Genomic DNA, 11,238 nt, shown 5'->3' on the forward strand with positions numbered 1-11,238 from the left:
GGGAGGGCTCTTGCGGGGGGGCTCAGGCGGGCAATTGCAGTTTGCGATGGGCCTGGCGCAGCAACTGTTCGGTGGCCTCCCAACCCAGGCAACCATCAGTGACCGATACACCGTAACGCATCGATGGGCTCAATGGCTGGCAGCCTTCGAACAGGTGACTTTCCAGCATCATGCCGACGAGGGCGCGGTTGCCTTGCAGGCGCTGCTCCAACACGTCATTGAACACCTGTGGCTGACGCAACGGGTCTTTGCCACTGTTGGCGTGGCTGCAGTCCACCATGATCCGGGCCGGTATCTTCAAGCGGGTCAGGTCGCTGTGTATCTGCGCGACGCTCTGGTGGTCATAGTTCGGTCCGCGATGGCCGCCGCGCAACACCAGGTGGGTGTCGGGGTTGCCCGGAGTCTGGATGATCGCCGGATGCCCCTGGCTGTCGACGCCGAAATGCCGATGAGGATGGGCCGCCGAACGCATGGCGTCGCAGGCAATGCCGACCCCGCCGTCAGTGCCGTTCTTGAAACCCACTGGCATGCCCAGGCCGCTGGCCATTTCCCGGTGGATCTGCGATTCGGTGGTGCGCGCGCCGATGGCGACCCAACTGAGCAGGTCATCGAAGTAACTGGCGGCCATGGGTTGCAACAGTTCGGTGGCGACGGGCAGGCCAAGCTGGAGCATCTCGCGCATCAGCTCTCGGGACAGCGTCAGGCCGGTGGCCATGTCATCGCTGCCATCGAGGCCCGGATCGTAGGCCAGGCCTTTCCAACCCACGGTAGTGCGGGGTTTTTCCACGTAGGCGCGCATCACCAGCAGCATGCTGTCGCTCACCTCATGGGCAACGCGAGCCAGGTTGGCGGCGTATTCGAGGGCCGATTTCGGGTCGTGGATGGAGCAGGGGCCGACGATGAGCAGCAGGCGGGAGTCCTCGCCATCGAGAATCGCGCGGATGGCTTGGCGGTGGGCGCTAACCTGTTGGCTCAGCGCAGTGCTGAGGGGCAATTGATGCTTGAGCTGCAACGAGCTGGGCAGACGCAGGGTCAGGGCTTCATTGGCAGGGTTGAGCGTGGACAGCGGCAAAGCAGAGACGGACGAATTCATGATCTGACTTCCTGGACGGGCAGCGGGTTCGTTCCCGCGTGCCGGTCCTATTGGGGTGTTCGACAATTGGCCGTATTGGCCCGCAATTGAGGCTTGCCACCGGCAGGTGACCGATCGGAGGCGGCAGGCTGTCCCGAGCGGTGGCTGGTAAATCGCCAGGCGGAAAAACTGTCGTAACGGTAATAAGTGGCGTAGTTCATGGCTCAATCCTCAAGTTGTCGGGTGTTGCAAATGTTTTGGGGCCGGAAAAACAAAACCCCCGGTCGGGAGGCCGACCGGGGGTTTGGAAAACTCTGGAAGGCGACCCGTTTTAAAGTGGGCGCCGGTTGGGTATCAGGCGCGCCAGTGGCTAAACCAATACCCAAAATAAAAGTTGACCGGAGTTTGAACGCTGTTCGCCCAGGCAGCCGCAACCGAGCGCGGGGCGCTGGCGGTTTGAAGCGGTGAGAGGGCGTTGAACATGGTCTGTCTCCGTTGAATGGCCCTGAGCTTACTAGAGTGCGGTGCGCCGGTTCAATCAGAAAATTCTATCGCCGGCATGCAATTGTTCAGGCTGGCTTGAGTCCGCCGGGCTTTATGACAAACTTCGGCTTTGCATCGCCTTTTCGGGAAGAACCATGACCGCTCCAACCTTCGCCGCCGCCCAGTCGATTTCCATCGCGGGGGACATTCAGGCCAATCTGGTGCGCCATCAACGTTTCATGCAGGTCGCCGCTGAGCAGCATGTGCAATTGCTGGTGTTTCCTGAGCTGTCGCTCACCGGTTACGAACGGGGCCTGGCTGCGGAACTGGCTATCCTACCGGAGGATGGCATCTTGCAACCGCTGCGTGAGCTGGCGCGCGAACTTGCTCTGACCGCAGTGGTTGGTATGCCGATCCGTCTATCAGCAGGCGCACCGGTATTGATCGGTGCATTGGTCCTCGGTGCCGACGGATCCCTTGGGGTGTATAGCAAGCAGCATTTGCACCCTGGCGAAGAAGTGGCCTTCGCTCCAGGCTACGGTGGCTCGATGCTGGCGATGGGGCCGGAACACGTCGCATTGGCGGTATGCGCCGATTTTTCCCACGCCAGCCATGCTGCCGCGGCAGCCGAGCAAGGCGCTACGCTGTATGCGGCAGGTGTGTTGATTACCGAAGGTGGCTACGTGCCTGATACGGCACTGCTGCAAGGTTATGCCAGGCAACATGGCATGACGGTCCTGATGGCCAATCATGGTGGCGCCACCGGTGGTTGGGAATCGGCCGGTCGCAGCGCGATCTGGGGCGCGGATGGTGCGCAGATTGCGGCAGCGCCAGGCACGGGTGATCTGTTGGTTATCGCTCGTCGCGCCGCCGATGGCTGGGCCGGGCACGTCGTGCCGGTAGCCACGTTTTGACGAGGTTTGCATGAGTTTTCAGTGGCGTGCGGCAACGGCCGAGGACATCGACTTCGCCCGGCAGCTGACCTGCGACAACATGTTGGCTTATTACCTCAAGCATGATTTGCTGTGGCAGGACGAAGCGTTCGATGTGGCCTGGATCATTCGCCAGAACTGGATCATCTGCCGGGGCGACCAGAAGCTCGGTTTTGCCAGCCTCAGCCGTGATGTCCGGGCGTTGTATATCCGGGAACTACAGATCGATAAGGCGTTTCGCGGGCAGGGTGCCGGTACCTGGGCGATCGGACAGGTTTGGGGCATGGTGGCGCTGGAGCGTCGGCCGGCACTGCGCCTGACGGTTTTCAAGAATAATCCGGCCAGGGCGCTTTACGAACGCATGGGGCTGCGTGTCGTGGGCGAGGACGAGTGTTTCCTGAGAATGCAGCGAGACGCCGGTGCTTGAGACCTCGGATGTTGAGGCGATCAAGAAGTGTTGTAACTTTTATCTGTCCCTTTGCGCTAGGTCTGTCGGATGCTTTTTTGCTAAGGTGTGGGGCAACCCAAATAAGACCAAATCGTGAGGTGTCTGCTTGATTAGGGTGTTAGTGGTCGATGACCATGATCTCGTCCGTACGGGCATTACACGAATGCTGGCTGACATCGATGGCCTGCAGGTAGTTGGCCAGGCCGAATCCGGGGAAGAAGCCCTGATAAAGGCCCGTGAATTGAAACCCGACGTGGTGTTGATGGACGTCAAGATGCCCGGCATCGGCGGTCTTGAGGCTACGCGTAAAATGCTGCGCAGCCACCCGGACATCAAGGTGGTCGCGGTAACCGTCTGCGAAGAAGATCCGTTCCCCACCCGGTTATTGCAGGCGGGTGCAGCGGGTTACCTGACCAAGGGTGCTGGTTTGAACGAGATGGTCCAGGCCATCCGCCTGGTATTCGCCGGGCAACGCTACATCAGCCCGCAAATCGCCCAGCAGTTGGCAATCAAATCGTTCCAACCGACCAACGATTCGCCCTTCGACGCGTTGTCGGAGCGGGAAATCCAGATCGCCTTGATGATTGTCGGTTGCCAAAAGGTGCAGATCATCTCCGATAAGCTGTGCTTGTCGCCAAAAACCGTCAATACCTACCGTTATCGTATCTTCGAGAAACTATCGATCAGTAGCGACGTCGAGTTGACGCTGCTGGCGGTGCGCCACGGCATGGTCGATGCCAGCGCCTGATAATGACTGAACTGTTTGATCCAAGCGCTTTCCTGTCTACATGCAGTGGCCGCCCAGGCGTGTACCGCATGTTCGACAGCGATGCGCGCCTGCTGTATGTCGGCAAGGCGAAGAATCTCAAGAAGCGCCTGGCCAGTTACTTTCGCAAGACCGGCCTCGCACCGAAGACCGCTGCCCTGGTGGGGCGCATCGCGCAAGTCGAAACCACCATTACCGCCAATGAAACCGAGGCGTTGCTGCTCGAACAGACGCTGATCAAGGAATGGCGCCCGCCGTACAACATCCTGCTGCGTGACGATAAGTCCTACCCGTACGTGTTCCTGTCCGACGGGGCGTTCCCGCGCCTGAGTATTCACCGCGGGGCAAAGAAGGCCAAGGGCCGGTATTTCGGTCCTTACCCCAGCGCCGGGGCAATTCGTGAAAGCCTGAGCTTGCTGCAAAAGACCTTTTTCGTTCGCCAGTGTGAGGACAGCTACTACAAGAACCGCACCCGGCCCTGCCTGCAATACCAGATCAAGCGCTGCAAGGCCCCTTGCGTCGGGTTCGTCGAACCCGAGGTCTACGCCGAGGACGTGCGGCACTCGGTGATGTTTCTGGAGGGGCGCAGCAATGCGCTGACCGATGAGCTGTCAGCAGCGATGGAAGACGCGGCGGTCAACCTTGAATTCGAACGGGCCGCCGAACTGCGGGACCAGATCGGCCTGCTGCGCCGGGTGCAGGACCAGCAGAGCATGGAGGGCGGCAGTGGCGATGTCGATGTGATCGCCGCGTTCATCAACCCGGGCGGTGCCTGCGTGCACTTGATCAGCGTGCGCGGCGGTCGGGTGTTGGGCAGCAAGAACTTCTTCCCTCAGGTCGGTATCGAGGAGGACGTCGCCGAGGTCATGGCGGCCTTTCTGGGTCAGTACTACATCAGCAGTCCGGAACGCGACCTGCCGGCCGAGTTGATCGTCAACGTGGTCCATGAAGACTTCCCTGCCCTGATCGAAGCCATCGATACGCTTCGCGGTCGTGAACTGACCATCAGCCACCGCGTACGCGGTACGCGGGCGCGCTGGCAGCAACTGGCCGTGACCAACGCCGAACAGGCCCTGGGTGCTCGCCTGGCTAACCGCCAACACGTGGCGGCGCGGTTCGATGCCCTGGCCGACGTCCTCAACCTGGACGAGCCGCCGCAACGGCTGGAGTGCTACGACATCAGCCACTCCAGCGGCGAGGCCACCGTGGCGTCCTGTGTGGTGTTCGGTCCGGAAGGCCCGATCAAATCCGATTACCGCCGTTACAACATCGAAGGCGTGACCCCGGGCGATGACTATGCCGCGATGCATCAAGCGTTGATGCGCCGCTTCGGCAAGCTAAAGGACGGGGAGGGCAAACTCCCGGACATCCTCCTGGTGGACGGTGGTAAAGGCCAGCTGTCCATGGCCCGCGACGTGCTCAATGAGCTGATGGTGCCCGACCTGATCCTGCTGGGCGTGGCCAAGGGCGCTACCCGCAAGGCCGGCTTCGAGACCTTGTACCTGAACGATGCCGCCCACGAGTTCACCCTGAAGGGCGACTCACCGGCGTTGCACTTGATCCAGCAGATCCGTGACGAAGCTCACCGTTTCGCCATCACAGGCCACCGCGCCCGCCGTGGCAAGACCCGCCGCACGTCGACGCTGGAAGGGGTGGCCGGGGTCGGTCCGACCCGACGTCGCGACCTGCTGAAACATTTTGGTGGATTGCAGGAGCTGTCTCGTGCCAGCATCGAAGAGATAGCCAAAGCACCCGGTATCAGTAAAAAGCTCGCTGAGTCGATTTATGCAAACCTGCACAGCGAGTAGAATGCCCGTCAACCTCGTAGCCAGTTGTGCCGATGAATATCCCAAACCTGATTACCGTTCTACGCGTCCTGCTCATCCCGATCTTCATATTGCTGTTCTATTTGCCGTACCACTGGAGTTACGTGGCCTCCGCCTCGGTCTTCGCCTTCGCCGCCGCGACGGACTGGCTCGACGGCTACCTGGCCCGCCGCCTGGAGCAGAGCACGCCGTTCGGCGCGTTTCTCGACCCGGTGGCCGACAAGCTGATGGTCGCGGTGGCCCTGGTGCTGCTGGTGCAGGAACACGGTAACCTCTGGCTGACCTTGCCGGCGGCGGTGATCATCGGCCGCGAAATCGTCGTATCGGCACTCCGGGAATGGATGGCCGAGCTGGGCGCGCGTGCCCAGGTCGCCGTGTCGAACCTGGGCAAATGGAAAACCGCCGCACAAATGCTGGCGCTGGTGATCCTGCTGGCCAACCCGTCGGACTTCAGCTTCTGGGTCCTGTTGGGCTATGCATTGCTGCTGATTTCCGCTGGCTTGACGCTGTGGTCGATGGTCCAGTACCTGCGCGCCGCCTGGCCGCATCTGCGCACTGACGTAGACCCGAAATAAACTTTTTTTGAATCAAAGGGTTGACGGCGTAATCTGAATCTATAGAATGCGCCACACCAAGACGCGGGAATAGCTCAGTTGGTAGAGCACGACCTTGCCAAGGTCGGGGTCGCGAGTTCGAGTCTCGTTTCCCGCTCCAAGATTCAAAAAAAGCCACTCAGATGAGTGGCTTTTTTTTGTGCCTGGAAAATGCCCCGGCGTTAAATGCACTGTGCTGGAGGTTCGAGCACGTCAGTCGGTACGCAGGTGCAGCTGCACCTCCATAGCGACAAGCAGCGGCCCATTCGCACTACGGTTCCAGTTGCAAAAGTTCCTGCGCATTCCCCTGGCTGACTCGCTGCGCTCGCTCATTGCCTAATCCCATCCGTTCAAACCACTGCAAACTGTCTACCTGCCATTGTTCGATATCAGGTTGAGAGGTCTGGCCCAAGTCGGAACTGTAGAGCGCCCTGGGCACGTCGCGCAGGACCTGAGTGAAGTCTTCCCAGGGCTGGTAGCCGAGCAAGTAGGTCAGGGCGGTTTGTTCGGTATAGACCATGGGCGCTTGAGCCAATTCCAGCAGGGCGCTGGCGTCCAATCCGGTCAAAGGGTTGGCCGGCTGGTTGAGCATCAGTCGGGGCACATCCAACCGCACTGCCGCGTCTATCAACAGACGCACTTCCTGAGCGTCGGCATGACCGGTGGAGATGACGATCGGGTAGTCCCGGGCCATCCGCAGCACATCCAGGGTTTGCTCGTTCAGTTTCCCTTCATGGCTGACTGTCAGTGGCCGGATGGGGTATTTATCCAAGATCCAATGACCGCTGTTGCGCTTGAGTCGGGACTGGTGGGAGCGGCCTGTGACGGTGGGAAGGTGCACGATCAGCCGGGCTTCGCTGTCCCCGTGGTGGCACAGCGAACGCTGTACCACCCTGAAATCGATACCGCCGGCAATTTCATTGAGGACCACCGAGCCGGAGACGGGAAGCCCTTCCTTTCGGGCCTCCCAGGCTTGTGAGGCACTGCAGCCCAGGTGGTTCTTCAACACCACCCAGCCGTTCAACGAACGGTAGCGCCGTCCCGTCTCCATCACCCCATGACGCCGCAGGTAGGCGTCGGGACCGGCGTGATAATGCACATCGATGAAGTCAGCTTCGAGTAAACGCCGCGGGTGGCTCATGCGGCGACCTCCAGGTTGATGCCCAAATGCTCGCGCACGGTGCGCATCACCAATGCCGGGGCATCGAGTAATGGGCGCATGCCGCCGTCGGGGATAGGTAGCCGGTAGTGGCGGGCCTGCTCGTTGACATGCACGTTGATACCACGCACCAGCTGTGACTGTTCGCCATATACCGTCAATAACGCTCCGGGAAAACTGTGGCTGGCCTGCCGCAGGTCGAGACGATTGAGCAGCCGGAAGCCCAAGTGCAGGCGCCTGGCCTGGAGTGCGGCACTGTCCTGGTCGATGTCGATGGGCCCGCTGGGGCGTATCCGGGTCGCCGGTTGTACGAGTTGATCGAGTAGTTGGAGCGCCTGTTCGAGATCACCGAGCAGGGCCAGATCAGCCATTTTTCCAAGTCGACCGTCGAGAATCCCGTCTGCCAGGGCAGGGGAGGACAGCAATAGCACTTTGCTAATGTGCGGGGCCAGGCGAGTGCCGAGTAACGCTTGGACGACCGCGCCTCCCAGGGCCGAGCCTACCAACAGATCGATCTGGCCCAGCGCTGATAACACTTGCTGCCAGCGCTGCGAAAAATCTTCTAGCGATTCGTTCTCATCGGCCAGCAGCGATAGCGTGTCGAATACGAGTACCCGGTAACCCGCTTTTACAAGAGGGGTGATCATGGGTTGGAAGAACAGCCCTTCATCCCAAATGGGCATGACCGGCGACATGACCACCGCCAGTTGATTGCCGTTACCCCATTGGCTGCTGACTGCATTGGACGTTTGCATAATCCTTCTCCCGGATGATTAGGCGATTTTGTCGAGCGCCAACAGCTGTTGGCTGTTGCGCAAGATCCGCGTGGTTTCGCTCAACAGGTCGTGGACGATCTGGTGTGCCGGCTTGATGTCGCCGACCAGATCCAGAACCTCACCTGCCCAGATCGCCCGGTTGTCGAGATCGTCAGCGAGGACCGCTTTGGCATAGTCCTGGCGGATCGAATCCGGCGCATCCCGAAGTGCCTCGTCGCGGCCCAGCCACGCGTGCGAAAAGCGGTTGGCGATGGCCCGGCCGCTGTAGTGTTCAGGCCATTCGATGCCGCGTACCAGATCGAAAATTCGCGTGCGCACCGTGTCCGATGTGCCGGACTTGATCAGCCGTTTCTTGTACGCGGCGGAGGGCAGGGCCTCTTCGGACGCAAGGAAGCGTGTGCCCAGCATGACTCCGTCGGCACCCAACATCAGCGCTGCGGCCATGCCACGTCCGTCTGCGATGCCTCCGGCAGCAATCAGCGGGACCTTGTCGCCGACTAAATCCTGCACAGCGGGCAATAGCGGCATCAGGCCGCGGCGTAAGCTGTGACCGCCGGCCTCGGCACCTTGGACGATCAAGGCATCGGCCCCGGCATCCAGGGCCGCACTGGCCTGGTCAAGTTCATGGATTTGCACGATGGCTTTCGCGCCAGCCCGATGGATGATCGACACGAATGCCGCAGGATCGCCAAACGACAAGGCAACGGCGTTGGGGCCGTATTCCAATGCAAGGTCCAGCAGCGCCATGTTCCGGGCCACGGTGAACATCACCAGGCCGACACCCCATGGCTGCTTCAATTCCCGCATGGGTGCCAGTTCGGTGCGCATCCACTGCTCGTCGCCGTAGCTGGCGCCGACCAGCCCCAACCCACCGGCCCTGGATACCGCTGTGGCCAGCTTAGCCCCCGAGGCACCTCCCATGGGGGCGAGGACGATGGGGTGGGAGATATTGAAGCATTGTGTAAGGCGCGTGTTGAAGTCAGCCATATCGATACTCCTGTTCTCGTGCGGGCAGGCCGGTTCGGGCCTGCCGTTTCGGCTTTTGGATTCACTCAGCGATAAGTGCCGCGGTCAGCGCCTGGGGGATGAAATCGCTCACCTGGTAAAGGTGGAACTCCCAGGTTCCGGTGTCCTTGAGGCCTGAATAACGGGACATGAATGACTCGTCCTGGAACAACGAGTCAAAGGCGTCCTTGCTGGTCCATTGCGCCTGGTTGATGACGGTCTTCCCATCAAGGCTTTTATACAGTCGACTCCATTGGAAGGCCGGATAGGTTTGCGCCACGTACTGGACGGTGTCGCGCAGGACGGCGAGAGCGGCATCCTGCTGGCCTGGATTCACATGGACTACGTTCACCAGAAAAATGGCCTGGTCTTCGTCCGGTTGTGGCGCCTGGAATTGTTCGATCTGAGTCATGAGTCATTCTCCTGGGGATTGGGGTGGGTCATTGCGTCAGCCGGGCGGATATCGCCGGGCTGCCGTTTTCCCAAAGCAGTGGATGGATAGGTTCGGCGAACTGGACTGCGTCGACGCGGCCGATGATCACATCATGGGTGCCGTAGCTGAGGCGCTTGTCCAAGGTGCAGATAAGGCTCGATTGCGCATCCGCCAGGCAGGGCAGGCCTTGGATGTCTTCCCATTGCCCGTGGGCGAAACGTGCGGGGCCTTTGACCTGGCCGGCGAACACCGGCACCAGGGCGCTATGGGCCGCGCTCAGCAGGTTGACGCTAAAGCGTCCAGCCAGCATGAGCGGGCTGTGGAGGCTGGCCGAGCGGTTGACGCAAATCAGTAGCGCGGGGGGCGTGGTGCTCACTGAGATCACTGCCGTCGCGACCATACCTACCGGGTCATTGCCGTCGCGGCTGGCAATGATTGCCACGCTGGACGTCAGCCTGCGCATGGCGTTCTTGAACTGATCAGCCAATTCGTCAGCGTCGACATCGGTGGCGATGGGCAAGACCGTGACGTTGCCCGAAGCATTGCGGGCCTGGGAGAGTCTGCTCATGCCACGGCCTCCATGATCCTGCCAGGTTTGTGCGGCGCGCGTTGGCCGGCTTGCTCCATCAAGGGCAACACTTCCTTGACGAAGCGCTGGAGTCCGCTCTGGTAGTCCAGCCACGTCAGGTTGATGCCGTCCACGCCCAGGTCGGACCAGCGCTGCATCTGGTCGACGATCATCTCGGAGGTACCCACCAACGGCACGCCTGCAAACCCCGCCTTGAAATGAAAGCGGAAACGCTCGGCATCGGCGGCGTCCTTGAACATGCCGCTTTGCACACCGATCTCGCGGGTCACGTTATCCAGCGCGGCGTCGTCGCCATGCTGGGTCACGTAGTAGTCGAGCTGCTGGTGCGCCTGGTCCAGGGTGTCTTCGTGAACGACGTAGGCGTACACCCAAATTTGCAGTTCCTTGCCATGCTCCAGGCGCGCCAGATCGCGGTAAGCCTTGATCTGCGCGCGGATGGTGTCGTCGTCATCTTCGTGCTTGAGGATTAGGAACGCCGCATCGCAATGCTTGGCACAGAATTGACGGCCCCTTGGAGAACCACCGGCGTTCATCAGGAACGGCCGGTTGATCGGCTTGGGTTCGGCGTAGCCTTGCTTCACATTGAAGAACTCGCCCTCATAGTCGAAGTACCCGTTGGCCTCCCACGCTTTTCTGGCGATCTCTATCCACTCATCGGCATGGTCGTAGCGCTTATCGTGGTCACGCTGGTGACCATTGAACATGCCCATTTCCTGGCCGAACCAACCGCAAATCATGTTCAACCCGAAACGGCCACCGCTGATGTGATCGATGGTCGCCGCCTGCTTGGCGGCAAACAAAGGGTGGACCGTGGACAGGTGGGATGTGGTGAACAACGCGATCTGCTCGGTGACCGATGCCAGACCGGCGGCCCAGGTATAGGTTTCGTAGGAAACGCCCATCGGGTTGCTGGCGCCTTCCCAGCCGCGCCAACGGCCGACGGGCAGCAAAAGCTCCAGGCCGGCGCGATCGGCAAGGGTGGCGATTGCCAAGTTGCTTTGCCAATCGGCCGCCCGGTGGCGCTCCGGGGCGCTAGTCAGCGTGCAGCCGCCTTCAATGTTGAAACCGAACACGCCGAGTTTGATTTTGTTTTGGCTGTCGCGCACAGGGTTAGGCTTGCGAGTGGACACGTTTGCAGTGGTCATGTCGTCAATAC

Annotated in this window: 13 protein-coding genes and 1 tRNA gene; 6 read left to right on the forward strand and 8 right to left on the reverse strand. The window is 60.7% G+C overall.

Features of this window, described 5'->3' with window-relative positions; genetic code table 11:
- Positions 1-22 precede the first annotated feature (22 nt).
- Positions 23-1,093, reverse strand: coding sequence for a 3-deoxy-7-phosphoheptulonate synthase (locus tag SGN16_RS10685; protein WP_210643928.1), 1,071 nt, complete (start codon positions 1,091-1,093; stop codon positions 23-25).
- Positions 1,094-1,426: 333 nt separating this feature from the next.
- Positions 1,427-1,555: a hypothetical protein gene (locus SGN16_RS10690; RefSeq protein WP_339102097.1), complete on the reverse strand. Its 129-nt coding sequence runs from the start codon at positions 1,553-1,555 to the stop codon at positions 1,427-1,429.
- A gap of 155 nt (positions 1,556-1,710) precedes the next feature.
- On the opposite strand from SGN16_RS10690, the gene SGN16_RS10695 reads away from it, so the two are divergent.
- The 6 genes from SGN16_RS10695 to SGN16_RS10720 all read left to right on the forward strand — a co-directional run bounded on the left by SGN16_RS10695 (position 1,711) and on the right by SGN16_RS10720 (position 6,241).
- The gene (locus tag SGN16_RS10695) at positions 1,711-2,469 is read left to right on the forward strand and encodes a carbon-nitrogen hydrolase family protein (protein WP_210643930.1); all 759 of its coding nucleotides are present in this window, start codon (positions 1,711-1,713) and stop codon (positions 2,467-2,469) included.
- 10 nt (positions 2,470-2,479) lie between these two features.
- On the forward strand, positions 2,480-2,914 hold the full coding sequence (locus SGN16_RS10700) for a GNAT family N-acetyltransferase (protein WP_335943966.1): 435 nt from the start codon (positions 2,480-2,482) through the stop codon (positions 2,912-2,914).
- A 127-nt stretch (positions 2,915-3,041) separates the two neighbouring features.
- Entirely contained in the window at positions 3,042-3,683 is a 642-nt protein-coding gene (gene uvrY, locus SGN16_RS10705; protein WP_134923765.1) for a UvrY/SirA/GacA family response regulator transcription factor, read from the forward strand.
- Positions 3,684-3,685: 2 nt separating this feature from the next.
- Positions 3,686-5,509: an excinuclease ABC subunit UvrC gene (gene uvrC / locus SGN16_RS10710; RefSeq protein WP_210643934.1), complete on the forward strand. Its 1,824-nt coding sequence runs from the start codon at positions 3,686-3,688 to the stop codon at positions 5,507-5,509.
- Positions 5,510-5,541: 32 nt separating this feature from the next.
- Entirely contained in the window at positions 5,542-6,102 is a 561-nt protein-coding gene (pgsA, locus tag SGN16_RS10715; RefSeq protein WP_123343204.1) for a CDP-diacylglycerol--glycerol-3-phosphate 3-phosphatidyltransferase, read from the forward strand.
- A gap of 63 nt (positions 6,103-6,165) precedes the next feature.
- Positions 6,166-6,241, forward strand: a tRNA-Gly gene (locus tag SGN16_RS10720).
- Positions 6,242-6,391: 150 nt separating this feature from the next.
- On the opposite strand, the gene SGN16_RS10725 is transcribed toward SGN16_RS10720, so the two are convergent.
- From SGN16_RS10725 to SGN16_RS10750, 6 genes are all read right to left on the reverse strand, one after another.
- A complete protein-coding gene (locus SGN16_RS10725) occupies positions 6,392-7,261 on the reverse strand; it encodes a DUF6282 family protein (RefSeq protein WP_335943967.1) in 870 nt (289 codons plus the stop codon).
- Positions 7,258-8,034 carry an alpha/beta hydrolase gene (locus SGN16_RS10730; RefSeq protein WP_335943968.1) on the reverse strand — a complete coding sequence of 259 codons (777 nt, stop codon included), beginning with the start codon at positions 8,032-8,034 and terminating at the stop codon, positions 7,258-7,260. Before SGN16_RS10730 ends, SGN16_RS10725 begins: the two co-directional genes overlap by 4 nt.
- An 18-nt stretch (positions 8,035-8,052) precedes the next feature.
- Positions 8,053-9,042 (reverse strand): nitronate monooxygenase, encoded by a 990-nt coding sequence (locus SGN16_RS10735; protein WP_335943969.1) that lies wholly within the window; start codon positions 9,040-9,042, stop codon positions 8,053-8,055.
- 61 nt (positions 9,043-9,103) lie between these two features.
- Entirely contained in the window at positions 9,104-9,472 is a 369-nt protein-coding gene (locus tag SGN16_RS10740; RefSeq protein ID WP_335943970.1) for an antibiotic biosynthesis monooxygenase, read from the reverse strand.
- Between the two features lie 28 nt (positions 9,473-9,500).
- A complete protein-coding gene (locus tag SGN16_RS10745) occupies positions 9,501-10,061 on the reverse strand; it encodes a flavin reductase family protein (RefSeq protein ID WP_335943971.1) in 561 nt (186 codons plus the stop codon).
- Positions 10,058-11,227 (reverse strand): LLM class flavin-dependent oxidoreductase, encoded by a 1,170-nt coding sequence (locus SGN16_RS10750; RefSeq protein ID WP_335943972.1) that lies wholly within the window; start codon positions 11,225-11,227, stop codon positions 10,058-10,060. Before SGN16_RS10750 ends, SGN16_RS10745 begins: the two co-directional genes overlap by 4 nt.
- Positions 11,228-11,238 lie beyond the last annotated feature (11 nt).

The sequence above is a fragment of the Pseudomonas sp. G166 genome (assembly GCF_037027455.2).
Classification (GTDB): Bacteria; Pseudomonadota; Gammaproteobacteria; order Pseudomonadales; family Pseudomonadaceae; genus Aquipseudomonas.

Bases quoted from the DNA above. Each gene is read 5' to 3' on its own strand.
- SGN16_RS10685 (WP_210643928.1), bottom strand. From the start codon at position 1,093: ATGAATTCGTCCGTCTCTGCTTTGCCGCTGTCCACGCTCAACCCTGCC.
- SGN16_RS10690 (WP_339102097.1), bottom strand. From the start codon at position 1,555: ATGTTCAACGCCCTCTCACCGCTTCAAACCGCCAGCGCCCCGCGCTCG.
- SGN16_RS10695 (WP_210643930.1), top strand. From the start codon at position 1,711: ATGACCGCTCCAACCTTCGCCGCCGCCCAGTCGATTTCCATCGCGGGG.
- SGN16_RS10700 (WP_335943966.1), top strand. From the start codon at position 2,480: ATGAGTTTTCAGTGGCGTGCGGCAACGGCCGAGGACATCGACTTCGCC.
- uvrC (WP_210643934.1), top strand. From the start codon at position 3,686: ATGACTGAACTGTTTGATCCAAGCGCTTTCCTGTCTACATGCAGTGGC.
- pgsA (WP_123343204.1), top strand. From the start codon at position 5,542: ATGAATATCCCAAACCTGATTACCGTTCTACGCGTCCTGCTCATCCCG.
- SGN16_RS10725 (WP_335943967.1), bottom strand. From the start codon at position 7,261: ATGAGCCACCCGCGGCGTTTACTCGAAGCTGACTTCATCGATGTGCAT.
- SGN16_RS10730 (WP_335943968.1), bottom strand. From the start codon at position 8,034: ATGCAAACGTCCAATGCAGTCAGCAGCCAATGGGGTAACGGCAATCAA.
- SGN16_RS10735 (WP_335943969.1), bottom strand. From the start codon at position 9,042: ATGGCTGACTTCAACACGCGCCTTACACAATGCTTCAATATCTCCCAC.
- SGN16_RS10740 (WP_335943970.1), bottom strand. From the start codon at position 9,472: ATGACTCAGATCGAACAATTCCAGGCGCCACAACCGGACGAAGACCAG.
- SGN16_RS10745 (WP_335943971.1), bottom strand. From the start codon at position 10,061: ATGAGCAGACTCTCCCAGGCCCGCAATGCTTCGGGCAACGTCACGGTC.
- SGN16_RS10750 (WP_335943972.1), bottom strand. From the start codon at position 11,227: ATGACCACTGCAAACGTGTCCACTCGCAAGCCTAACCCTGTGCGCGAC.